Raw genomic sequence first — 23,950 nt, forward strand, 5'->3', positions numbered from 1 at the left:
TCGGCAGCGCCGCCCGGCCTGCCCTGCCCGCTTCGCCGCGCCGCCGGCACGTGGCAGGCGACGGGCCGCTGCGCGTCAGCGCGCGCGCGGATACGAACCGAGTATCTTCAGGAACGCGGCCTTCTGGCCGAGCTCCGCGAGCGCGGCAGCCACGGCCGCCTCGTCCCGGTGCCCTTCGATGTCGATGTAGAAGTAATACTCCCACGTGCCGACGCGTGCCGGACGCGACTCGAAGCGCGTCATCGACACACCATGCCGCGCGAGCGGTTCGAGCAGCTTGAATACGGCGCCCGGCTCGTTCTTCACCGATACGATCAGCGACGTCTGGTCGTGACCGCTCTGCCCGGCCGGCTGCTTGCCGACGATCACGAAGCGCGTGCGGTTGTGCGGATCGTCCTGGATCAGCGAAAACGCGATCTGCAGCCCGTAGTGCGCGGCCGCGCGATCGCCCGCGATCGCCGCGACGCTCGGGTCGGCCGCTGCGAGACGCGCGGCCTCCGCGTTGCTCGACACCGCTTGCCGCTCGAGCTGCGGCGCGTTCGCGGCAAGCCACTGCTGGCATTGCGCGAGCGCCTGCGCATGCGCGCAGACGCGCGTCACGCCGTCGAGCGTGCCGCTCTGCGTGAGCAGGTTGTGATGGATCGGCAGCGCGAGTTCGCCGCTGATCAGCAGCTGAGTCTGCAGCAACAGGTCGAGCGTGCGCGACACCGCGCCTTCGGTCGAATTCTCGACCGGCGCGATACCGAATGCGGATGCGCCTGCCTCGACCGAGCGGAACACTTCATCGATCGACGGGCACGGCAGCCCTTCGATCGACTGGCCGAAATACTCGAACATCGCCTGTTCGCTATACGTGCCGACCGGGCCGAGGAACGCGACGTGAATCGTCTGCTCGAGCGCGCGACTCGCGGCCATGATCTCGCGCCAGATGGCGCTGATGTGCTCGCTCGCGAGCGGCCCCGCGCTCATGTCCTGCAGGCGTGCGATCACCTGCAGTTCGCGCTCGGGCCGAAACACCGGTGCATTGAAATGCTTCTTGACCTCGCCCACCTCGAGCGCCACCGCGGCGCGCTGGTTGAGGAGCGCAATCAGCTGCGCGTCGATCGCATCGATGCGATCGCGCAGCGGTTTCAGGCTGGAATTCAGTTCGTCGTCCATGCGTTTTGCCGTGCTGTTTGAACAGCGCCGCCGTCAGGCGCCGTGCTGTTCGAAGTCCTTCATGTACTCGACGAGCGCTTTCACGCCCGCGAGCGGCACCGCGTTGTAGATCGACGCCCGCATGCCGCCGACGGACTTGTGGCCCTTCAGCTGCAGCAGCCCGCGCGCCTTTGCGCCGGCAAGGAAGTCTTCATTGCGCGTTTCGTCGGCCAGGAAAAAGGGCACGTTCATCCGCGAACGCGCCGCCGGCTCGACCTTGTTCAGATAGAAGCTGCTCGCATCGATCGTGTCGTAGAGCAGCTTCGCCTTCTCGATATTGCGGGCCTCGATCGCCTCGAGGCCGCCCTGCCGCTTCAGCCACTGGAACACGAGGCCCGCGACGTAGATCGCGTAAGTGGGCGGCGTGTTGTACAGCGAGTTGTTCGCGGCGATGGTCTTCCATTCGAATGCGGACGGGCAGATCGACAGCGCGCGATCGAGCAGATCCTCGCGCACGATCACGACCGTCACGCCGGCCATCCCGATGTTCTTCTGCGCACCGCCGAACAGCACGCCGTACTTCGCGACGTCCATCGGGCGCGACAGGATGTGCGACGAGACGTCCGCGACGAGCGGCACGTCGCCGAGGTCGGGAATCTCGAACGTCTCGACGCCGTCGATCGTCTCGTTCGTGCACAGATGCACGTAGGCCGGATCGTCCGACAATTGCCAGTCGGCGCGGGTGGGCGCGCGCGTGAAGCCGTCCGCCGTCTTGCCGGAGGCGGCCAGATGCGGCGTGCCGTATTTCTTCGCCTCGTTGAACGACTTCTGCGACCACGAGCCCGTCACGACGAAGTCGGCGGTCTTGCGCGAGCCGAGCAGGTTCATCGGCACGATCGCGTTCTCGGCAATGCCGCCGCCCTGCAGGAACAGGATCCGGTGGCTGGCCGGCACGTCGAGCAGCTCGCGCAGGTCGGTCAGCGCCGCTTCGTGGATCGACATGAATTCCTTGCCGCGATGGCTCATCTCCATCACGCTCATGCCGCTGCCGTGCCAGTCGAGCATTTCGTCGGCGGCCTGCCGCAGCACTTCCTCGGGGAGCGCCGCAGGGCCGGCGGAGAAATTAAAGACGCGCATCGTGAAAACCTCGGGAGGGACGCGACCGGCTTGCGACCGGCTTGCCGCCGGCAGAAAGAACCGCGCCAGAAAAGGAATGGCCGCTTGCGCTCGCGCGCAAACGGCCATTATCGCACTGTCATCAGGCTCCCGCCAAACCCGGCCGAACGGCCGGGCCGCGTGCCCGGACGGCTTACTTGCCCGGCTTGACTGCCGCGACTTCCTTGTCAGCCTGCGCACGCGTCGCCTGGATCGCTTGCGGCATGTACTTCTGCATCAGGCCGTTGACCACGTCGCGGCCAACCTGATCCTGAACCTGGATGAACTTGCGGCCCGTCGGGCTCTTGTAGAACGTCGTCAGATCCTTGATCTCCGACGTGCTGTAGTACTTCGCATACGCGTCGTACTGAGCCGACATCGCGTCGTTCTGGAACTGCTGCGTGCCGAACACCTTGCCCGCGCCGTCAACCAGCTTCGGCACTGCGTTCTTCTGCAGCGACGGCACGGCGGCCTGCTTCTGCTTGTCGTTCAGCGACTTGTTTTCCGACAGCGCGTCCGACAGGATCGCCGGCACGAGCTGCTTTGCCTGCATTTCGGCGCTGTTGCCGATAGCCGACACGAGCTTCGGCGCGTCGATCGCGTCGAGCAGATCCTTGATCGCTGCCTTCTTGTCGGCGTCGATCGGCGCAGCTGCCGCGGTTGCAGCCGGTGCGGAATTCGACAGCGCTTGCGCCATCGCGAAAGTCGGCACCAGTGCAGCCAGCAGAACCAGTTGCTTGAATTGCTTTTGCATCATCACTCCCTTTTGGAAATATGAATGGTTGCTCGCCGACCGCGGCGCCATGCGCCGGCGGCGGCTCGAATCTCATTCGTTCTTAGGCTTCGCCGTCCGACGCCTCGTCGGCCTCGCCATCGCCCTCTTCGGCTTCCGCGATCTGCTGCAGGCCGGAGAGCTTCGTACCTTCATCAAGACTGATGAGTGTAACACCTTGCGTTGCGCGCCCCATCTCGCGGATCTCGGACACGCGGGTACGAATCAGCACGCCAGCCGTCGTGATCAGCATGATCTGATCCTCGGCGTCGACCAGCGTCGCGGCGACGACCTTGCCGTTGCGCTCGGACGTCTGGATCGCGATCATCCCCTTCGTGCCGCGGCCGTGACGCGTGTACTCGGTGATCGGCGTGCGCTTGCCGTAGCCGTTCTCGGTCGCGGTGAGCACGGTCTGCTCTTCGCTGCCGGCGACCAGCAGCGCGATGACCTGCTGCCCGTCCTCGAGCTGCATGCCGCGCACGCCGCGCGCTTCGCGCCCCATCGGGCGCACGTCGTTTTCGTCGAAGCGCACGGCCTTGCCGGCGTCGGAGAACAGCATCACGTCGTGCGCGCCGTCAGTGATCGATGCACCGATCAGGTAGTCGCCGTCGTCGAGACCGACCGCGATGATGCCCTTCTTCATCGGGCGGCTGAATGCTTCGAGCGGGGTCTTCTTCACGGTGCCGAGCGACGTCGCCATGAAGATGAACTTGTCGGCCGAGAATTCCTTGACCGGCAGCACGACGTTGATCTTCTCGCCTTCCTGCAGCGGGAACATGTTGACGATCGGACGGCCGCGCGAGTTGCGCGAGCCCTGCGGCACTTCATAGACCTTGACCCAGTACACGCGGCCGCGGTTCGAGAAGCATAGGATGTAATCGTGCGTGTTCGCGATGAACAGCGTCTCGATCCAGTCGTCTTCCTTCATCTGCGTCGCCTGCTTGCCGCGCCCGCCGCGCTTCTGCGCGCGATACTCGGACAGCGGCTGCGACTTCACGTAACCCGCGTGCGACATCGTGACGACCATGTCCTGCGGCGTGATCAGGTCTTCGGTATTCAGCTCGGTCGCGTTCAACTCGATCTTCGAGCGGCGTGCGTCGCCGAATTCGGCCTTCACCGTCGCCAGCTCTTCGCCGATCATCGTCGTGATCCGCTCGGGGCGCGCGAGGATGTCCAGCAGGTCGGCGATCTGCGCCATCACTTCGCGATACTCGCCGATGATCTTGTCCTGCTCGAGACCGGTCAGGCGCTGCAGACGCATCTGCAGGATTTCCTGCGCCTGCGTGTCCGACAGACGGTACAGCCCGTCGGCCTGCATGCCGAATGCCGGGTTCAGGCCTTCCGGACGATACGCGGAGCGGCCGCCCGCCGATGCGTTCTCGGCCTCGGCTCGCGTCAGCATCTCGCGCACGAGCGACGAATCCCACGGCTGGGCCATCAGCTCCTGCTTCGCGATCGGCGGCGTCGGCGCAGCCTTGATGATCGCGATGAACTCGTCGATGTTCGCGAGCGCGACCGCGAGACCTTCGAGCACGTGACCGCGTTCGCGGGCCTTGCGCAGTTCGTAGATCGTGCGGCGCGTCAGCACTTCGCGTCGATGCGACAGGAAGCACTGCAGGATTTCCTTCAGGTTCAGCAGCTTCGGCTGGCCATCGACGAGCGCGACCATGTTCATGCCGAACGTGTCCTGCAGCTGCGTCGCCTTGTACAGGTTGTTCAGCACCACTTCGGGCACTTCACCGCGCTTCAGCTCGATCACGACGCGCATGCCGCTCTTGTCGGATTCGTCGCGGATGTCGGAGATGCCCTCGAGCTTCTTCTCGTTGACGAGCTCCGCGATGCGCTCGAGCAGCGAACGCTTGTTCACCTGGTACGGCAGCTCGTCGACGATGATCGCCATCCGCTGGCCGCGGTCGATCTCCTCGAAGTGCGTGGCCGCGCGCATCACGACACGGCCGCGGCCGGTGCGGTAGCCGTCGCGCACACCGGCGACGCCGTAGATGATGCCGGCCGTCGGGAAGTCCGGCGCCGGGATGATCTCGATCAGCTCGTCGATCGTCGCTTCCGGGTTGCCCAGCAGATGCTGGCACGCGTCGACGACTTCGTTCAGGTTGTGCGGCGGGATGTTGGTCGCCATGCCGACCGCGATGCCCGACGAGCCATTGATCAGCAGATTCGGGATGCGCGCCGGCAGGACCGACGGCTGCATCTCGTTGCCGTCGTAGTTCGGCTCGAAGTCGACCGTTTCCTTGTCGATGTCGGCAAGCAGTTCGTGACCGATCTTCGCCATGCGAATTTCGGTGTAACGCATCGCCGCGGCATTGTCGCCGTCGATCGAGCCGAAGTTGCCCTGTCCGTCGATCAGCATGTAGCGCAGCGAGAAGTCCTGCGCCATCCGCACGATCGTGTCGTACACCGCGGTATCGCCGTGAGGGTGATACTTACCGATCACGTCACCGACGATACGCGCCGATTTCTTGTACGCGCGGTTCCAGTCGTTGTTCAGTTCGTGCATCGCGAACAGTACGCGCCGGTGCACGGGCTTCAGGCCATCGCGGACATCCGGAAGGGCACGTCCGACGATCACGCTCATCGCGTAATCGAGATACGAACGGCGCATTTCCTCCTCGAGGGAGGTGGGCAGGGTCTCTTTGGCGAATTGATCCATGTATCCGTATCGTTTCGGAGCGAAGACGGCGAACGCCTTTCGCGTGGGCGCTGCATGCGCAACGCAACGCGAGATTCTAACATGCGCCCATCAGCCGCCAGTTCGCCGCCCCCTCTATATGTAAACAGCAAAAATCGTGGCGACGACAACGGCACCCCGAACCAATCGCGATCGCGCCCTTTCAGGCACCCGGGTTTTCACGCAAATCCGTTTCCGCACGCCAGTAAACATTTGCGGCCTCCCGCGCAATTTCGCGGACACGCTCTTGACAATTCCTGAAAGTTACAGCAGGCCGGTGTTGCGCATGCACCACAAAGTTGAAGCGATCTTAGGGTGGGGAGGATTTTTTTTCGTAGGAAGGGAACGATATGGCAAAATGCCAACGCACTGAAAGTTAGACGCTGCTCGAAGTCTACACAGAGCGGCGCCGCGTTTTTTGTGCCGCACCAATGTTATACTTCGAGCAATGTATGACTTGTCACCGTCAACAGGCTCGCAGTAAACCTGCGGTAATCTCAATTTCGAGAGGAGAAATATGAATAAACTTTCAAAGCTCGCGTTCATTGCAGCTACCGCAGTTATGGCTGCATCCGCTTCGGCACAGTCCGTGCCGGCGTCGCGTCAAGCCGTCAACGACAACTGGGTGAACGGCACGGGCGAATGGGTGTGGATGAACGGCACGAACGAGCTCTGCTGGCGTGACGCGTTCTGGACGCCGGCCACCGCCAATGCAAAGTGCGATGGCGCGCTGGTCGCCCAAGCACCGCAGCCGCCGGTCGCTCCGGTCGCTCCGGCCATCTCGAGCCAGAAGATCACGTACCAGGCCGACGCACTGTTCGACTTTGACAAGGCAACGCTCAAGCCGGTCGGCAAGCAGAAGCTGGACGAGCTCGCAGCGAAGATCGAAGGCATGAACACGGAAGTGGTCGTCGCCACGGGCTACACGGACCGCATCGGTTCGGACAAGTACAACGACCGTCTGTCGCTGCGCCGTGCGCAAGCAGTCAAGTCGTACCTGGTCAGCAAGGGTGTCCCGGCCAACAAGGTCTACACGGAAGGCAAGGGCAAGCGCAACCCGGTCACGACCGGCTGCAACCAGAAGAACCGCAAGCAACTGATCGCCTGCCTCGCACCGGACCGCCGCGTCGAAGTCGAAGTGGTCGGTACGCAAGAAGTTCAGAAGACGACCGTTCCGGCACAGTAAGCCGCGGTTTTCGACTGCTTCAAAGCCCCGCTCCGGCGGGGCTTTTTCTTTGACGCCCGTCCAGGCGCTCGCTGGCCTCGTCGTCCGCCCGCTTATATACTCGGGGCTGACGTACCGACGCACCGCCCTCCTTCCGTAGCCCGTTTGCCGACATGACCAACGCCGATCCGCACGAACTCCAGAAATTCAGCGACCTCGCCCATCGGTGGTGGGACCCGAATGCCGAATTCAAACCCTTGCACGACCTGAACCCGGTCCGGCTCGGCTGGATCGACGCGCATGCGCACCTGGCCGGCAAGCGCGCGCTCGATGTCGGCTGCGGCGGGGGCATCCTGTCCGAATCGATGGCCGGGCTCGGCGCGCTGGTCAAAGGCATCGACCTGTCGACCGAAGCGCTCGGCGTCGCCGATCTGCACAGCCTCGAAAGCGGCATCACGGTCGACTACGAGGCGATCGCCGCCGAAGCGATCGCCGAACGCGAGCCGGGCACCTACGACGTCGTCACGTGCATGGAGATGCTCGAGCACGTGCCGTCGCCGGCAGGCGTCGTCGCCGCGTGCGCGACGCTCGTGAAGCCCGGCGGCTGGGTGTTCTTCTCGACGCTGAACCGCAACCTGAAGTCCTACCTGTTCGCCGTCATCGGCGCGGAGTACATCGCGCAGATGCTGCCGAAGGGCACGCACGACTATGCGCGGTTCATCCGCCCGTCGGAACTGGCGAGCTTCGTGCGCGGGACCAACCTCCACATCGTCGAGATCAAGGGCATCACCTATCACCCGATCGGCAAGCGCTTCGCGCTGTCGAACGACACGGACATCAACTATCTCGTCGCGTGCCGCCGCGGCGCCTGACCTTCCGACCGGCATGACGACTCCCCTTTCGACCGAGCAGGTCGCACTCGACGCGCCGCGCCTGCTGCACTGCGATGCCGTGCTGTTCGACCTCGACGGCACGCTCGCCGACACGGCGCCCGATCTCGCCGCCGCCGTGAACAAGATGCAGCGCGTGCGCGGCCTGCCCGAAACGCCGCTTGGCGTGCTGCGGCCGCTGGCATCGGCCGGCGCGCGCGGCCTGCTCGGCGGCGCATTCGGCATCAACCCGCAATCGCCCGGTTATGACGCGATGCGCGACGAATTCCTCGCCAATTACGCGTCGGACATCTGCGTGCACACGGCGCTGTTCCCCGGCATCGACGACGCGCTCGATGAACTCGATGCGCGCGGCGTACGCTGGGGCATCGTCACGAACAAGGTGATGCGCCTCACCGCACCGCTCGCCGACCTGCTCGGCCTGACGCCGCGCGCGGCCTGCATCGTCGGGGGCGACACGACGCCGCACTCGAAGCCCCATCCGGCCCCGCTGCTGCATGCGGCCGAGCAAATGACACTCGCGCCCGAGCGCATCGTCTATGTCGGCGACGATCTTCGCGACATCCAGGCCGGCAGCGCAGCGGGCATGGCGACGATCGCGGCCGCGTACGGCTACTGCGGCGACGGCCCCGCGCCGGCCGACTGGCAAGCGCAGCATCTCGTCGACACGACGCAGCAACTGCGCCAACTGCTGCGCGATGTTGGGCTATAATGCTTGATCTTATCCGCGGGGGCGACCTGGTTTCGACAGGGGTTGTGAAGCGGCTAGGGCATGTCGAGGACCCGTCACCTCGTTAATCAATGGGAAAATCGTAACTGCAAACGACGATACGTTCGCACTGGCAGCCTAACGGCCGCCGTCCTCTGCCTAGTTCACTGACGGGCTAGTGTCGCAAGACCGGTAGCAATACCGCCAGAGGTCATTTACGTCAGTTAAGCCCTGTCGGCGTCGCGACGCCAGGGTCGAAAACCTAGCGAATCGCCGTAGTGCAGCGTGTTCGTCCGCGTCGCTGCGGTTAAATCAAATGACTGAACTAAACATGTAGAACTAGTCGTGGAGCGCTTCTGGACGCGGGTTCGATTCCCGCCGCCTCCACCAAATTCCGCGCTTGACGCACAAACCCCGCATGACGCGAGTCTGCGGGGTTTTTTGTTGGCCGGACACGTCGCATCCGATCCTGCCGAAAAAGCGCCCGGCCCCGGACGGGCCGGGCTGAATGCCGCCGGTGTTCCAGCGGCAGGAGGTGACGGAGGGTCGGTGCCGTCCGCGCGGAAATCGATTGCACCGAACGACACCCTGCCCGGCACTGCGGCCCAGGGCACGACGCGTCGTCGCGCCCGGCCCGCGGTCTCGCCGGGCAATGCGCAGCTTAGCTGCCGCGATAGAGCGACTTCATTTCTTCCGCGCTGGCGGGACGCACGTCGATCGCACGCAAACCCGCTGCCGATGCGCCCTGCACTTGCGCGCCATAGCCGCTGGCATCGGCGCCTTGCGCCTGCGCGAGCGCGCTGCGCTGCTGCTCGGCAACCCGGGCGGTGGCAGCCTGGATCGCTTCCGGATAGTGCGGATCTTCGCCGCTGGCGGTGTTGTAACCGGCCTGCTGGAGCTGAACCAGTTCGGCACGAACCTGGGCGCGGGTGAGTGCCGAGCCGGACTGCGCGAACGACACGACCGGGGCAACGAGAGCGGCAGCAACGACAACGGCTTGAACGAGCGACTTCATGATGACCTACCTCCAGATTTATCTGATTTCGCGGTGAACACCCGTTCATCGCTGACAAACCGAAGTTTATGTAGGTGAGTGCTTAAGAATAAGGCAGGTTTCTGGAAGACATTCTTCCTGAATCCAGGGTTAACCCTAGATTCCGCATTCATCACGTCGTCACCGCCTGGCACGACGACGCCCCACAAAACACGAGCCCCGCGAAGCAGCAAGCTTCACGGGGCTCGAGGAGACCGCGCGGCAGGTGTGCGGTCATTGATCAGGCGCGTGCCGATACGTGCGCCGGCACCGGCGCGTGGTGTTTTTACTGCGTATCCATCGGGCACTTCAGGTTGCAGCCGTTCGGGTCACCCAGGTCGCCCTTGCGGCGCAGCGCCGACTTCTTGCCGCTCTGGTATTTCTGCGACGGGCTCGACGCCGCGAACGGCATCTGCGGATGCTCGTTCAGGCGAAACTGCTCGCTCAGGATCCCGCCAGGCACGCCCGGGGAATTCTGCGCAAGCGCAAACGGCGAAACAGCGACCAGAAGCCCCGCGGTCAACGCTGCCGCAGAGAAGGGAACGGAAAATTTCATGGCGGGATGACGCCTGAACGGCGTGCTTGTTGGAACGTTGATCAAGCGGCAAGCGTAGCGCAAATCCCCCGCTGCTGCAGCGCAGTTCTCGCGTGTCGCCATTACCGTGCATTGCCGTCCGGGGCAGCCGCCCCGCTGCCGCCGGCAAGCCCTGCCGCGATGCCGGTCAGCGCCCCGCACGCGGCCGGATCGTAGCCGTCGAGATGCGCGACGCGCTCGACGAAGCGCGCGTCGCGCAGCAGCTCCAGCACGCCGGCGAGCGGCCGCGCGTCGAGCCGCGCGCGTTCGCACGCGAAGTAATAGTCCTCATCGACGACCGGGATGAAATCGAGCCCGAAGTGATGGGCGGCCGGCTCGACGCCGAAGCCGAGATCGGCCATCCCGCTCGCGACGAACGCCGCGATCGCCGAATGCGTGAGTTCGGCCGACGCATAGCCGTCGATACGCTCGGGGTCGATGCCGATCGCGCGCAGCGCGAGATCGAGCAGCATGCGCGTGCCCGACCCCGGTTGCCGGTTGACGAAGCGGATGTCGTTGCGGGCGAGATCGGCGAGCCCGCGGACCTGCTTCGGGTTGCCGCGCGGCACGAACAGCCCCTGCTGGCGACGCGTCAGATGAATCAGTACGTGACGCGTGTCGTCGAGCCACGGCCGGTAGATCTGAGCACACTGCTCGCGGAACGCGCCGCGCGGCAGATGGAAGCCGGCCAGGTCGCATTCGCCGCGCGCAAGCGCCTGCACGGCCTCGACGCTCTCGCGATACTTGATGTCGACGGCGGCCTGCGCGTCGACGAGCGCGGAGACGAGCGTCGCGACCGCATAGCCGTGCGATGCGTGGATGCGCACGGCGCCGTCGCGCTGCGCGAGCCGCCGGTTCAGGTCACTTGCCACCTCGGCCGCCAGCGCGCGCAAGTTCCCGTCGAGACGGCTGCGCGCGAGGCGCTGCGCGTCGACGACAGCCTGCCCCAGTTCCGACAACGTCGATCCCTTGCCGCGGGCGGTCTCGATCAATTCGCCGCCGACGCACGATTCCAGCGCGCGCAGCATGCCCCACGCGTGCCGATACGACAGCCCCTTCGCCTGCGCGGCTTGCGCGATGCTGCCCGTGTCGGCCACGAGCTCCAGCAACGGCGCGACGTCCGACAGGCTCGCCGTGCGCCCCTCCGTGTCGCGTACGGTCAGATACGCGTCGCATTCGATTCGAATCAATTATGTACTCCGATTTCCTATTGCGACCGCGAAATCTTCCGCTTATCGTTGGTCAAAATCAATCAGAACGAAGTCTCGTTGCGCACTATATGCATTCCCAGCGCATATGAGACTTTGGAGGAGCATAACCGATGTCCCCGAATTCCCCTGCGCCCGACGCGCTCGTCGAGCGCCATGCACGCGCCGGCCGCTCGCTCGTCGCGATCCTGCATGCGATCCAGGACGACGCCGGCTACGTGCCGGCGGGCTGCGTCGCGCCGCTCGCGAAGGCGTTGAACCTGTCGCGCGCGGAAGTCCACGGCGTGCTCACCTACTATCACCATTTCCGCACCGCGCCGCCCGCCCGCGTGACGATCCAGATGTGCCGCGCCGAGGCGTGTCGCAGCATGGGCTGCGAAGCGCTGGCCGCGCACGCGGAAGCCCGCACCGGTTGCCGGTTCGACGCCGCGCACGGCGATGGCGCCGATGCGCACGCGCCGGGCGACGTCGCGCTCGAGTCGGTCTACTGCCTCGGACTGTGCGCGCAATCGCCGTCGATGACGGTCAACGGCGTGCTGCACGCAAAGGTCACGCCGGAGAAGTTCGACGCCCTGCTCGCCGACGCGGCCGCCCACACCCCGGAGGCCGCATGACGACCCGCATCTACGTTCCGCGCGATTCGTCCGCGCTGGCGCTCGGCGCCGATGCCCTCGCCGCCGCGATCGTCGCGGAAGCCGAGCGGCGCGGCGTCGCGGTCGAACTGATCCGCAACGGCTCGCGCGGTTTGCTGTGGCTCGAGCCGCTCGTCGAGGTCGGCACGGCCGCCGGACGCGTCGGCTACGCGAACCTGTCGGCCGCTGACGTGCCCGCCCTCTTCGACGCCAACTGGCTCGACGGCGGCACGCATCCGAGCGGCGTCGGCCTCGTCGATGCGCTGCCGTATCTCGCGCGCCAGCAGCGCCTCACGTTCGCGCGCATCGGCCTGACCGATCCGCTGTCGATCGACGACTACCTGAAGCACGACGGCCTCGCCGGCCTGAAGAACGCTCTCGCGCTCGACGGCGACGCCGCCTGCGAGACGCTGATCGAATCGGGGTTGCGCGGCCGTGGCGGCGCGGCCTTCCCGGCCGGCATCAAATGGCGCACGGTGCGGCAGGCCAGCGCGACGCAGAAGTACATCGTCTGCAACGCGGACGAAGGCGATTCGGGCACGTTCTCCGATCGCCTGATCATGGAAAGCGACCCGTACTGCCTGATCGAAGGGATGATCATCGCAGGCATCGCGACGGGTGCGACGCTCGGCTACATCTACGTGCGCAGCGAATACCCGCACGCGATCGCCGCACTCGAAACCGCGATCGAGCGCGCCCGCGAAGCCGGCTGGCTCGGCGAGCACGTGCTCGGCTCCGCGCATGCGTTCGACCTGCTCGTCGCGAAGGGTGCCGGTTCGTACGTGTGCGGCGAGGAAACGGCGCTGCTCGAATCGCTCGAAGGCAAGCGCGGCGTGGTGCGCGCGAAGCCGCCGCTGCCTGCGCTCGCCGGCCTGTTCAGCCAGCCGACCGTGATCAACAACGTGATCACGCTCGCGACCGCGCCGGTGATCTTCGCGCGGGGCGCCGCGTTCTATCGCGACTACGGGATGGGCCGCTCGCGCGGCACGCTGCCGTTCCAGCTCGCAGGCAACATTCGCCACGGCGGCCTCGTCGAGCTCGCCTTCGGCGTCACGCTGCGCGAGCTGCTGTTCGACTACGGCGGCGGCACGGCAAGCGGCCGGCCCGCGCGCGCCGCCCAAGTGGGGGGCCCGCTCGGCACCTATCTGCCCGAACATCAATGGGACGTGCCGCTCGACTACGAGGCGTACACGGCAATCGGCGCGGTCGTCGGCCACGGCGGCATCGTGCTGCACGACGACACGTCGAATCTCGCCGAGCTCGCCGAATACGCGATGAAGTTCTGCGCGATCGAATCGTGCGGCAAGTGCACGCCGTGCCGGATCGGCTCGACGCGCGGCGTCGAGACGATCGCACGGATTCGCGAAGGCGATACGTCGGAGCGGCAGGTCACGCTGCTGCGCGATCTGTGCGACACGATGCTCGCCGGCTCGCTGTGCGCGATGGGCGGGATGACGCCGTATCCGGTGCTGTCCGCGCTCGACCATTTCCCCGAAGATTTCGGGCTCGCCGACGGCAAGCAAGCCGCGGCGGGTCCGGTCAAGGCTGCGGCCTGACCCAGAAGGAGCCCTGCATGTCCCTCGACACGAACAACGTCCGCCAAGGCGGCTGCGGCTCGGGCCAATGCGCGTGCAAGAGCGCCGCACAGGCGCGCGCATTCGATCCGTTCGACGATACCGACTACGGCACGCCGCAACGGCATGCCGATACCGACGTCACGCTCGAAATCGACGGCCAGCCGGTCACGGTGCCGGCCGGCACGTCGGTGATGCGCGCGGCGATCGAAGCCGGCGTCAATGTCCCCAAGCTCTGCGCGACCGATTCGCTCGAGCCGTTCGGCTCGTGCCGTCTGTGCCTCGTCGAGATTGAAGGCCGGCGCGGCTACCCGGCATCGTGCACGACACCCGCCGAAGCCGGGATGAAGGTGCGCACGCAGTCGGACCGGCTGCAGTCGCTGCGCCGCAACGTGATGGAGCTATACATCTCCGACCACCCGCTCGACTGCCTCACCTGCCCCGCCAACGGCGACTGCGAACTGCAGGACATGGCCGGTGTGGTGGGCTTGCGCGAAGTACGTTACGGCAACGACTGCGCAAACCACCTGCGCGAGCAGAAGGACGAATCGAACCCGTACTTCACGTACGACCCGTCGAAATGCATCGTCTGCAACCGCTGCGTGCGCGCGTGCGAGGAAACGCAAGGCACGTTCGCGCTGACGATCACCGCGCGCGGTTTTGAATCGCGTGTCGCGGCCGGCGAGAGCGAATCGTTCATGGCATCGGAATGCGTATCGTGCGGCGCGTGCGTCGCCGCGTGCCCGACCGCCACGCTGCAGGAAAAGACCGTCGTCCAGCTCGGCCAGGCCGAGCACTCGGTCGTCACGACCTGCGCGTACTGCGGCGTCGGCTGCTCGTTCAAGGCCGAAATGAAGGGCACGCAGGTCGTGCGGATGACGCCGCACAAGAACGGCCTCGCGAACGAAGGCCACGCGTGCGTGAAGGGCCGCTTCGCGTGGGGCTATGCAACGCACAAGGACCGCATCACGAAGCCGATGATCCGCGAGAAGATCACCGACCCGTGGCGCGAGGTCAGCTGGGAAGAGGCGCTCACCTACGCGGCGACGCAATTCCGCAAGCTGCAGCAGAAGTACGGCCGCGATTCGATCGGCGGCATCACGTCGTCGCGCTGCACGAACGAGGAAACCTACCTCGTGCAGAAGCTCGTGCGCGCCGCGTTCGGCAACAACAACGTCGACACCTGCGCACGCGTGTGCCATTCGCCGACCGGCTATGGGCTGAAGACGACGCTCGGCGAATCGGCCGGCACGCAGACCTTCGCGTCGGTCGGCCACGCCGACGTGATCGTCGTGATGGGCGCGAACCCGACCGACGGCCATCCGGTGTTCGGCTCGCGCCTGAAACGGCGCATCCGCGAAGGCGCGAAGCTGATCGTGATCGACCCGCGCCGCATCGACGTGGTCGACGGCCCGCACGTGAAGGCCACGCATCACCTGCCGCTGCGCCCCGGCACCAACGTCGCGATGATCAATGCGCTCGCGCACGTGATCGTCACCGAAGGGCTGGTGGCCGACGCGTTCGTCGCCGAACGCTGCGAAACGCGTGCGTTCGAGCAATGGCGCGATTTCGTGTCGCGTGCCGAGAACTCGCCGGAAGCAACCGCCGATGTGACGGGCGTGCCGGCCGAGCTGGTGCGCGAAGCCGCGCGCCTCTATGCGACGGGCGGCAACGCCGCGATCTACTACGGCCTCGGCGTGACCGAGCACGCGCAAGGCTCGACGACGGTGATGGGCATCGCGAACCTCGCGATGGCGACCGGCAACATCGGCCGGGAAGGCGTCGGCGTCAATCCGCTGCGCGGGCAGAACAACGTACAGGGTTCGTGCGACATGGGCTCGTTCCCGCACGAGCTGCCCGGCTATCGTCACATCGGTGACGAAACCGTACGCACGCAGTTCGAGCAGGCATGGTCGGCGACGTTGCAACCGGAACCGGGGCTGCGCATTCCGAACATGTTCGACGCGGCGCTCGACGGCAGCTTCAAGGGGCTCTACTGCCAAGGCGAGGACATCGTCCAGTCGGATCCGAACACGCAGCATGTCGCGGCCGCGCTGTCGTCGATGGAATGCATCGTCGTGCAGGACATCTTCCTGAACGAGACCGCGAAATACGCACACGTGCTGCTGCCGGGCTCGACGTTCCTTGAGAAGGACGGCACGTTCACGAACGCGGAGCGCCGCATCTCGCGCGTGCGCAAGGTGATGCCGCCGCTCGCGGGCTACGCGGACTGGGAAGTGACGCTGCTGCTGTCGCAAGCGCTCGGCTACGACATGCACTACACGCATCCGTCGGAAATCATGGACGAGATCGCGCGGCTCACGCCGACCTTCTCGGGCGTGTCGTACGAGAAGCTCGACGCGCTCGGCAGTATCCAGTGGCCGTGCAACGAAGACGCGCCGGAAGGCACGCCGACGATGCATATCGACGAGTTCGTGCGCGGCAAGGGCCGGTTCGTGATCACGCAGTTCATTCCGACGCCGGAAAAGGTCACGCAGCGCTATCCGCTGATCCTGACGACGGGCCGTATCCTGTCGCAATACAACGTCGGCGCCCAGACGCGCCGGACCGAGAACGTGCAGTGGCACGAAGAGGACCGCCTCGAGATCCACCCGCATGACGCGGAGGATCGCGGGATCCGGACCGGCGACTGGGTCGGCATCGAGTCGCGTGCCGGTCAGACGGTGCTGCGCGCGCTCGTGTCCGACCGCATGCAGCCGGGCGTGGTGTACACGACGTTCCACTTCCCCGAGTCGGGCGCGAACGTGATCACGACGGACAGCTCCGACTGGGCGACGAACTGCCCGGAATACAAGGTGACGGCCGTGCAGGTGATGCCGGTTGCGCAACCGTCCGAGTGGCAACAAGCGTATGCGCGCTTCAACTCGGAGCAGCTCGACCTGCTCGAGCGCCGCGCCGCCGCACCGGCTGCCGTGACGACGGGCAAGTGAGGACGGAATGGACAACGGACACCTGATCGACATGGCCAACCAGATCGGCGCATTCTTCGAGTCGATGCCCGATCGCGAAGAAGCGCTGACCGGCATCGCCGAGCATATCCGGCGCTTCTGGGAACCGCGGATGCGGCGCGCGTTTCTCGCCGCGCTCGACGATCCGTCGGGCGCGGCCGCGCAACGCGCGATACCGATCGTGCGCGACGCGATCGCCGCGCACCGCGCGTCGCTCGTGCCGGCCGCCGCCTCCGCCTGAGCGCCCCGCTACGCGGGCAGCGACATGCCCGCGAACCAGCTTTCGCAATGACGCAGCAGCGTGTTCGCGTCGGTGGCCGTACGGCCGCGCGCCGCGATATAGCCATCCGGCCGCAACAGGTAGAACGACGGCCGCGAGCGGCCGTACGCCTGCATCAGCCCTTCCGCTCCATCGCTTTCGGCATCGGCGACGCGCCATGCACGCACGGCACCCGGCATGATCCGTTCCAGCCCCTGCGCGAGCGCCTGCGCATCCGCGGCAATCGGCGGCACATCGCCCGGATCGGTACTCGACGGCGCTTCGAGCAGCAACAGCGTGAAGCTCGCCGGATCGTGCAGGTCGTATAGCCGCGCGGTGCCGGGCGCCTGACCGAGCGGCCCGTCGACCACATGCACGAGTGCGTCGGGGGCGCGCTCGCCTGCGCGCGGCCCGCCATCGAGCACGCGTTCGAGCGTGAGCGGACTCTTCCGGTACTGCACGCCAAGCTCGCTGAACGTGCGCCGCACCGCGTCGCGCACCGGGCCGAACGACGACAGCAGCGGCACGACGTGATCGCGCAGCAGCTTGATCGCACCGTGGTCGGCTTCGACCATCTGCGTGACGAAACTGGTCTGCCGCAACACGTCGCGCTCGATCGGGTGGCGTTCCGCGTGATACGTGTCGAGCAGCCGCTCGGGCGTACCTGCGCCGAGCACGCGCGCGAGCTTCCAGCCGAGATTGAACGCTTCCTGGATGCCCGTGTTCATCCCCTGCGCCCCGGCCGGGCTATGGACATGTGCGGCGTCGCCCGCGAAAAACACGCGCCCGTAGCGCAGCCGGTCGACCATCCGGCTGTGCAGATGGAAATACGACGACCACGCGAGATCGCTCGGCGCGATCGATACGCCCATGCGGGCACGCACGATCGCGTCGCATTCGTCGAGCGACGGGGGCTGCGCGTCGGGGGACGGGCCGCCGCCGGGCGGCCGGTCGGCGACGAGCCGGTAGCGGCCGCTCCCCATCGGGAACAGGCCGGCGATGCCGTCGGGCGTCGTGAACAGGTGGATCTCTTCGTCGGGCCAGTCGGGTATCGCCGCGAAATCGGCAAGCAGGAACGTCTGTTCGAACGCACGGCCCGCGAAGCCCACGTGAAGCAGATGCCGTACCGAGCTGTGCGCGCCGTCGGCGGCGATCAGGTACGACGGCGCGAATCGCTCGTCCCGGCCATCGGCGCCGCGCAGCGTCACGTCGAGCGACGTGCCGCCGGCGTCGCACGCGGCAAGCGTGACGCCGCGCTCGACCGTCACCCCGAGCCCGGCCAGATGCTCCGCGAGCACCCGCTCCGTGACGCTCTGGTCGAGCAGCAGCAGGTACGGGTAGCGCGTTTGCAGCGGATCGAAATCGAGCCGCGCGATCACGCGGCCGTCGGCATGCATCGCGGCCGCATGCACGCGATGACCGAGCGCGAGAAACGGTTCGACCGTGCGGTGCTGCTCCAGTAGTTCGAGCGTGCGCGCCTGGATGCCGATCGCGCGCGAATGCGGCGCGGGCGCGGCGAGCCGGTCGATGATGCGCACCGGCACGCGGGCACGCGCGAGACTCATCGCCGCGGCAAGGCCGGTCGGGCCTGCGCCGACGATCAGCACGGGCGGGATATCGAGCAGTGTGTCAGCCATGAGCGCCTCGATGACACGCAATCCCGCCAGTCTACGCCGCTCCGCGTGACGGGGCCATATGCCGACCGGCCGATCTGGGGCAGCCGCGCGCAGTGTGGGAAAATACGCGCTTTCCGTCAGTTTTTCGCGTCATGGATTCCGCATTCGACCGAGCGTTTGCCGCGCACCGCGCGGGCCGCCTCGCCGAGGCCGAGCACGGCTATCGCACCGCACTCGCCACCAATCCCGCCGACGCCGACGCGCTGCATCTGTTCGGTGTGTTGCGGCATCAGCAGGGGCAACATGCCGAGGCGGCCGATCTCGTCGGGCGCGCGGTCGAGTTGCGCCCGGGCGATGCCGCGCTGCAGCTCAATCTCGGCAACGCGCTGAAGGCGCTCGGCCGGCTCGACGATGCAATCGACCGCTTTCGCAACGCGCTGACGCTCGCGCCCGACTTTCCGCTCGCGCACTACAACCTCGGCAATGCGTACGCGGCGCTGCAGCGCCACGAAGATGCGGTCGACGCGTTCGCGCGCGCGCTGCGGCTCACGCCCGACGACGCGTCGATCCACAACAATCTCGGCAACGCGCTGAACGCGCTCGGTCGTCACGACGACGCGCTCGCCGCATTCCATCGCGCACTCGAGCTGCGGCCCGGGCACGCCGGCGCGCACAACAATCTCGCGATGGCGCTGAACGCGATGGGCCGGGCCGACGACGCGATCGCGCACTTTCAGGCGGCGATCGCGGCCGAGCCGCGCTTCGTCGCCGCGCATTTCAATCTCGGCAATACCTTCGAGGCCGTCGGCCGTCACGGCGAAGCCGCCGCCGCGTTCGAAACCGCGCTCGCGCTGCACCCGCCGTTTCCGCTCGCGCTCTTCGGGCTCGCGAACGCGCTGAGCGCGCAGTCACGCCAGCGCGACGCGCTGCCCTACTACGAACGCGCGGTCGGCCTCGATCCATCGTTCAGCCTCGCATGGCTGAATCTCGGCAATGCGCATCACGCGCTCGGCGCGCACGAGATGGCATTGCGCGCATTCGACCAGGCGCTGCGCGTCGCGCCCGACCTGAAGCTCGCGCAACTGCACCGCGCCGTCACGCTGCTGACGCTGGGCGACTTCACCCGCGGCCTGCCCGCGTACGAAACGCGCCACGACACGCCGGGCGCGACGCCGCTCGGCGCGCTGCCGCGCTGGCAAGGCGAACCGATTGCGTCGCACACGTTGCTGATCCGCGCGGAACAGGGCTTCGGCGACACGCTGCAGTTCGTCCGCTTCGTGCCGCTGGCCCGCGCGCGCTGCGCACGCATCGTGCTCGAAGTGCAGCCGGAACTCGTCGCGCTGCTCGCGCCGGCCGCGACGCGCTGGCATGTCACGCTCGTCGCACCGGGTGCCGCGAAGCCGCCGGCGGCGGACATCGCGTGCACGCTGATGAGCCTGCCGTTCCTGCTCGGGCTGCAACCGGCCGACATCGTCGCGAACACGCGCTACCTCGGCGCACCCGACACCGCGCGCCGGCGCTTTCGCGGCTCGCTCGGCGGCCAGGCGAAGCGCAAGTTCGGTCTCGCCTGGTCGGGGCGCCGGCAGGCGCAGGAAAACCGCTCGATGCCGTTCGACGCGCTTGCGCCGCTGCTCGCGCTGCCGGACATCGACTGGATCGTGCTGCAGCCCGCGCTCGACGCCGACGAACGGGCGCGCGTCGACGCGCATCCGCGCGTGCATCGCCTCGACGGCCGGCTGAACGACTTCGCCGATACGGCCGCGCTGATCGAACGGCTCGACGGCGTCGTCACGATCGATACGGCGGTCGCGCACCTCGCGGGCGCGCTCGGCAAGCCGCTGTGGATCATGCTGCCGTTCGCCGCCGACTGGCGCTGGTTCACCGGCGACGACTGCCCGTGGTATCCGCACGCCCGGCTCGCCCGCCAGTCCACGCCCGGACAATGGCTCGACGTGGCGGCCGCGGTCGCCGGCGCGCTGCGCGACGCCTGAATACACCCGAAGGGCATAAGCCAAAGGGAGTGCGACGCGCTCCCTTTGGCATCCAACGTGACGCGATGCAGGCGTCGTCAGGCCGCCTTGTACCGATTGCGCGACTCGGGCGTGCGATACAGCACGAGCGTCGCGATCAGTCCGCAGATCGCGGCAACGCTCAGCCACAGCCCCGGCGCCGCCTTGTTGCCCGTCTGGTGAATCAGCAGCGTCGAGATCGCAGGCGTGAAGCCGCCAATCGTCGTCGAGAGGCTGTATGTGAGCGAGAAGTCGGCCGTGCGCAAGTCGGCCGGCATCACAAAAGTGCGTTGTGCCGGGCCTGCAGTCGTCATCGCTGCATCCGGCTCGTACGTATCGCCCCGAAAGGCACATCAAAATCAGACCGATCTGATCGACCGATCGCCGTCGCCTCACCACAATGACACGATTTGCGACGCTATCGCGCCGCGGTCGGCATGGTCACCCGTGTCGCACGGCGCACCGCCCTCATGACCCCATCGCCCCTTGTTTACGTCGAAGGCGCCCTCGCCCGCCCTCGCGTCGCTCCGCTCGACGGCGTGCCGCCGTTCGGCCGCGAGTGGACGTTCCACGGCTCGTCCGGCGCCCGGCCCGGCAAGCGCGGTCTTGCCACGCTGACGACATCCTGCATCGACGTCGATTCCCCGCATCGCGCGTGTCGCTGGCAACCGCTGCCGGCTGCGCAACCGGCGTCAGCCTGCGCGCCAACCATTGCCGCCATTGCGGACGGCGCAGCCGAACGGCGCGCGGAACGTACGCCCGGTCGCACGCGGGACCGGCGCGCGATGCATGCCACCTGCTGGAGCATCGGCGCGCTCGGTATCATCGGCGGGTTGATCGCCGTGCACGAACCGATCCCGGGTCTCGCACCCGTACTCGCGGTTGTGACCGCCGGCGACGTGCCGGCGCACCTCACGCAATCCGCGGGCATCGTGCGTGTCGCCGCGGTCGAGCCCGCCACGCCGGTCATCGCTCCCGCGCAGCACATCGCGGCGCGTCCCGCCGCAACGCCGTCCGGATCGTCGCTGCCCGTACGCGATACCACGCCCGAGCCAGCACCGCGACTCGCCGGCGCGATACCCGACGTACACCGCGTTGCCACCGCATCGCCGGCGTCACCGGATCGACCGAACGGCAAGCGCACGACACGGGCCCCCGTGCGCGCGCCCTCCGCTGCGCGGCTCGCGGCCAGTCCGCCGGTCACTCGCCATGCGTCGCGCGCGCCGTCACGCGATCGGCATGATCGTCTCGCGCGGCCGGCGCATCCGGACGCCCGGCACGATCCGCTCGACGATCCGCTCGCGCTGATCGCAATGGCGAACGCGCTGCAAGCCGATCGCCCCGCACGGTCGACCAATGCGGCCGCCGCCGGCTTCGACTGGACGGCACAACTGTCCCATCGTCGACTGACCGACGCCCCCGACACATTCACCCGCTGACGCGCGCCCAATAAAAAACCCGGCGAAGCATGCTTCGCCGGGTTTCGTTCATCCGTCGATCCATCGGACCGACACGTCATCACTTGTGCGTGGGCAACCCCGTTTCGGCCTGTCGCTCGAGTTGCCGTACCTGCTCCTGCAGATCACGCAGCTGCACCTGCGCCGCCCGCTTCTCGACCTGCAACGCCTGCGTCTGCTCCTGCGCGGACTTCTGCCGCTGCGCGACCTCGACTTGCTGGCTGCGCGCGACGTTCAGATCGGCCTGCAGTTGCTCCGCACGATTCGCCTGCAGCGCAATCACGCGCTCGAGGAACAGCTTCTGCGCCTGCAGTTCGGTACGGCGAATCTCGACGTCCGCGAGCTGGGCCGTCTGCTGGACGAAGTTCGCGTAGACCAGCTCCGCACGGTTCTTCTCCTGCGACTTGATCACGCGCCACAGATGCTTGTCCTGGAACAGCGCGACGTAATACGTCATCTCGCGCGGATCGAACATCAGGCTCGCGCCATAGCTGCCGTTGTAGGTCGTGCGCATCTCGACGATCCGCCCGTCGTGCAGCATTTGCGCGAGTTCGGCGACGTTGCCTTGCGCGGCCGCCTCGGTCGCGGAGGCGGCCGAAGCCGGCGCGGCATCGCCGCTCAGGCTTGTCACGGCAGGGCGAGTGCCCGCGACGGGGGCGGTCGCATCGGCGGACCAGGCCGCGCCCGCGTGCGCGCAGGCAGCCATCGCAACGATCCACGTTGCGCATCGTGCAGGGAAAAAATTTCGGAAGGCCAACGTCAGACTCCGGCGAACGAATCGGGAGTCGCGATTATCGTTCAAAACGAAACGGCCGCATCTCGAATTTCACGGGATGCGGCCGGCCCTCCTGTGCGCAATGCGAATACCGGCTACAGACGGGTTTCGCGTGCCGCGCGCAGGAACGCGTCGAGCAGCGGCGTGCAGTCGAGCAACTCGGCGCCGCCCGCACGATGAAACTCCGGGTGCCATTGCACGCCGACGACGAACGGCGCGCGCCGGTAGCGGATGCCCTCGATGATCCCGTCACCGGCCGACACGGCCTCGATGTTCAGGTCGCGGCCGAGATCGCGGATCGCCTGATGGTGGATCGAGTTGACGATCGCTTCGCTGCGCCCGGGAAACATGCTTGCGAGCGTCGACGAGTCGGGAAAGCGAATCGCGTGGCGATGCTGATCGTAATGCTCGCTCACGTGCGGATTCGCGGTCGGCACGTCCGTCGCGATGTCCTGGTACAGCGACCCGCCGAACGCGACGTTGATCAGCTGGCAGCCGCGGCATACACCGAGCACCGGCTTGCCGGACTCGACGAATTCGTGAAAGAGCTCGAGCTCGTACATGTCGCGCACGCGGTCGCCCGGCCATTCGGGGCGCGCATCCGACGCCGCGTAGGTTTGCGGCGACACGTCGGCGCCGCCTTGCAGCAGCAGACCGTCGAGATGCTTCGCGTAGTCGCGCAGGCGGATGTTGCTCGGGTGCAGCATGCCCTGGTGGCCAACGGTCGGAATCATGAACACGAGCACGTCGCGCGACATCACCCAGTGCGCGATCGATTCCTCGAGATACTGCAGGGTCTTGCCGCGCAGGCCCTTCGCACCCGGCTCCGGATGGAAGATCCGCGCCGATACGCCGATGCGCAACGTGCGCTGCGTGATGCGCTGGCCGGCGCGATCGAACAACCGGCGCGCCCGCGCCGCGACGATCCGGCCGAACACCGACCACGGCGTGTCGCTGTTTTTCAGATAGGCCGGTGGCGCATTCTGCGCGCTCGCGGGCGGCGGCCGCGGCGTGTCGAAATCGGGCTGCGCGCCGAAACCGGGCGGCGCGGCACCGGGTTTTGGCGGCGCTGCACCGGCGGCGGCAGCGGTGCCCGTCGTGCCGGTCGTGCCCGCGGCGCCCGGCTCGGACGCCGTCGTGACCGGCGATGCGCCGTCCTCGGCAACGTCATGCGCAGCAGCTGCCTGCGCGGCGGGCACGTCGGGCGTCTTCGCCGGATCGGAACGGGGGAAATTGGCAGAAGCGGAAGAGGTGCCGGGCAGACCGGCCGGGGAAGGCGTGTTTTCGCTCATGACGATGGTCTGGTACGTCGCTCGCGCGTATTGGATTG

Annotated in this window: 19 protein-coding genes, 1 other RNA gene and 1 pseudogene; 10 read left to right on the forward strand and 11 right to left on the reverse strand. The window is 66.9% G+C overall.

All coding sequences use genetic code 11. The features are described from left to right. Nucleotides 1-75: 75 nt before the first annotated feature. The 4 genes from pheA to gyrA form a co-directional block, all read right to left on the reverse strand. Nucleotides 76-1,158, reverse strand: coding sequence for a prephenate dehydratase (gene pheA, locus ACTJKF_RS25345; RefSeq protein WP_440627128.1), 1,083 nt, complete (start codon nucleotides 1,156-1,158; stop codon nucleotides 76-78). 33 nt (nucleotides 1,159-1,191) lie between these two features. Continuing rightward, on the reverse strand, nucleotides 1,192-2,274 hold the full coding sequence (serC, locus tag ACTJKF_RS25350; RefSeq protein WP_440627130.1) for a 3-phosphoserine/phosphohydroxythreonine transaminase: 1,083 nt from the start codon (nucleotides 2,272-2,274) through the stop codon (nucleotides 1,192-1,194). A 172-nt stretch (nucleotides 2,275-2,446) separates the two neighbouring features. Then, the gene (locus ACTJKF_RS25355; RefSeq protein WP_440627132.1) at nucleotides 2,447-3,046 is read right to left on the reverse strand and encodes a DUF2059 domain-containing protein; all 600 of its coding nucleotides are present in this window, start codon (nucleotides 3,044-3,046) and stop codon (nucleotides 2,447-2,449) included. 82 nt (nucleotides 3,047-3,128) lie between these two features. After that, complete coding sequence (gene gyrA / locus ACTJKF_RS25360; RefSeq protein ID WP_440627133.1) at nucleotides 3,129-5,732, reverse strand: DNA gyrase subunit A; 2,604 nt, start codon at nucleotides 5,730-5,732, stop codon at nucleotides 3,129-3,131. Between the two features lie 535 nt (nucleotides 5,733-6,267). Here gyrA and ompA point away from each other — a divergent pair. The 4 genes from ompA (at nucleotide 6,268) to ssrA (ending at nucleotide 8,904) form a co-directional block, all read left to right on the forward strand. Next, nucleotides 6,268-6,936: an outer membrane protein OmpA gene (gene ompA / locus ACTJKF_RS25365; protein WP_440627135.1), complete on the forward strand. Its 669-nt coding sequence runs from the start codon at nucleotides 6,268-6,270 to the stop codon at nucleotides 6,934-6,936. 152 nt (nucleotides 6,937-7,088) lie between these two features. Then, nucleotides 7,089-7,787: a bifunctional 2-polyprenyl-6-hydroxyphenol methylase/3-demethylubiquinol 3-O-methyltransferase UbiG gene (gene ubiG / locus ACTJKF_RS25370; protein WP_440627137.1), complete on the forward strand. Its 699-nt coding sequence runs from the start codon at nucleotides 7,089-7,091 to the stop codon at nucleotides 7,785-7,787. A gap of 13 nt (nucleotides 7,788-7,800) precedes the next feature. Further along, the gene (gene gph / locus ACTJKF_RS25375) at nucleotides 7,801-8,517 is read left to right on the forward strand and encodes a phosphoglycolate phosphatase (protein ID WP_440627139.1); all 717 of its coding nucleotides are present in this window, start codon (nucleotides 7,801-7,803) and stop codon (nucleotides 8,515-8,517) included. Nucleotides 8,518-8,534: 17 nt separating this feature from the next. Beyond that, nucleotides 8,535-8,904, forward strand: a transfer-messenger RNA (tmRNA) gene (ssrA, locus tag ACTJKF_RS25380). A 271-nt stretch (nucleotides 8,905-9,175) separates the two neighbouring features. Here ssrA and ACTJKF_RS25385 read toward each other — a convergent pair. From ACTJKF_RS25385 to ACTJKF_RS25395, 3 genes are all read right to left on the reverse strand, one after another. Then, nucleotides 9,176-9,529 (reverse strand): DUF4148 domain-containing protein, encoded by a 354-nt coding sequence (locus tag ACTJKF_RS25385; RefSeq protein ID WP_440627141.1) that lies wholly within the window; start codon nucleotides 9,527-9,529, stop codon nucleotides 9,176-9,178. 304 nt (nucleotides 9,530-9,833) lie between these two features. Next, the gene (locus ACTJKF_RS25390) at nucleotides 9,834-10,103 is read right to left on the reverse strand and encodes a hypothetical protein (protein ID WP_440627199.1); all 270 of its coding nucleotides are present in this window, start codon (nucleotides 10,101-10,103) and stop codon (nucleotides 9,834-9,836) included. 101 nt (nucleotides 10,104-10,204) lie between these two features. Then, nucleotides 10,205-11,311, reverse strand: coding sequence for a substrate-binding domain-containing protein (locus ACTJKF_RS25395; RefSeq protein WP_440627143.1), 1,107 nt, complete (start codon nucleotides 11,309-11,311; stop codon nucleotides 10,205-10,207). 131 nt (nucleotides 11,312-11,442) lie between these two features. Between ACTJKF_RS25395 and ACTJKF_RS25400 the strand changes: the two genes are divergently transcribed. The 4 genes from ACTJKF_RS25400 to ACTJKF_RS25415 are packed head-to-tail and all read left to right on the forward strand — an operon-like array spanning nucleotide 11,443 to nucleotide 16,745. Beyond that, entirely contained in the window at nucleotides 11,443-11,943 is a 501-nt protein-coding gene (locus ACTJKF_RS25400; RefSeq protein WP_440627145.1) for an NAD(P)H-dependent oxidoreductase subunit E, read from the forward strand. Next, complete coding sequence (locus ACTJKF_RS25405; protein WP_440627147.1) at nucleotides 11,940-13,517, forward strand: formate dehydrogenase beta subunit; 1,578 nt, start codon at nucleotides 11,940-11,942, stop codon at nucleotides 13,515-13,517. The genes ACTJKF_RS25400 and ACTJKF_RS25405 overlap by 4 nt, the downstream gene beginning before the upstream one ends. 17 nt (nucleotides 13,518-13,534) lie before the next feature. After that, complete coding sequence (gene fdhF / locus ACTJKF_RS25410) at nucleotides 13,535-16,486, forward strand: formate dehydrogenase subunit alpha (protein ID WP_440627149.1); 2,952 nt, start codon at nucleotides 13,535-13,537, stop codon at nucleotides 16,484-16,486. A 7-nt stretch (nucleotides 16,487-16,493) separates the two neighbouring features. Next, nucleotides 16,494-16,745, forward strand: a complete 252-nt coding sequence (locus ACTJKF_RS25415; protein ID WP_440627151.1) for a formate dehydrogenase subunit delta — start codon at nucleotides 16,494-16,496, stop codon at nucleotides 16,743-16,745. A gap of 8 nt (nucleotides 16,746-16,753) precedes the next feature. Here the strand turns inward: ACTJKF_RS25415 and ACTJKF_RS25420 are convergent, their stop codons facing one another. Continuing rightward, nucleotides 16,754-18,400: an FAD-dependent monooxygenase gene (locus ACTJKF_RS25420; protein ID WP_440627153.1), complete on the reverse strand. Its 1,647-nt coding sequence runs from the start codon at nucleotides 18,398-18,400 to the stop codon at nucleotides 16,754-16,756. A 131-nt stretch (nucleotides 18,401-18,531) separates the two neighbouring features. Between ACTJKF_RS25420 and ACTJKF_RS25425 the strand changes: the two genes are divergently transcribed. Continuing rightward, nucleotides 18,532-20,370, forward strand: a complete 1,839-nt coding sequence (locus tag ACTJKF_RS25425) for a tetratricopeptide repeat protein (RefSeq protein ID WP_440627154.1) — start codon at nucleotides 18,532-18,534, stop codon at nucleotides 20,368-20,370. Nucleotides 20,371-20,447: 77 nt separating this feature from the next. On the opposite strand, the pseudogene ACTJKF_RS25430 reads toward ACTJKF_RS25425, so the two are convergent. Beyond that, nucleotides 20,448-20,675, reverse strand: a pseudogene (locus ACTJKF_RS25430) (MFS transporter); the annotation flags it as partial. A gap of 123 nt (nucleotides 20,676-20,798) precedes the next feature. On the opposite strand from ACTJKF_RS25430, the gene ACTJKF_RS25435 reads away from it, so the two are divergent. Then, entirely contained in the window at nucleotides 20,799-21,827 is a 1,029-nt protein-coding gene (locus ACTJKF_RS25435; RefSeq protein WP_440627156.1) for a hypothetical protein, read from the forward strand. A 79-nt stretch (nucleotides 21,828-21,906) separates the two neighbouring features. On the opposite strand, the gene ACTJKF_RS25440 is transcribed toward ACTJKF_RS25435, so the two are convergent. Both ACTJKF_RS25440 and ACTJKF_RS25445 read right to left on the reverse strand, forming a co-directional pair. Further along, nucleotides 21,907-22,602 (reverse strand): DUF2968 domain-containing protein, encoded by a 696-nt coding sequence (locus ACTJKF_RS25440; protein ID WP_440627158.1) that lies wholly within the window; start codon nucleotides 22,600-22,602, stop codon nucleotides 21,907-21,909. A 113-nt stretch (nucleotides 22,603-22,715) separates the two neighbouring features. Continuing rightward, nucleotides 22,716-23,912: a gamma-glutamyl-gamma-aminobutyrate hydrolase family protein gene (locus tag ACTJKF_RS25445; protein WP_440627160.1), complete on the reverse strand. Its 1,197-nt coding sequence runs from the start codon at nucleotides 23,910-23,912 to the stop codon at nucleotides 22,716-22,718. Between the last annotated feature and the right edge of the window lie 38 nt (nucleotides 23,913-23,950).

It is taken from the genome of Burkholderia sp. 22313 (assembly GCF_052045245.1).
GTDB lineage: Bacteria > Pseudomonadota > Gammaproteobacteria > Burkholderiales > Burkholderiaceae > Burkholderia.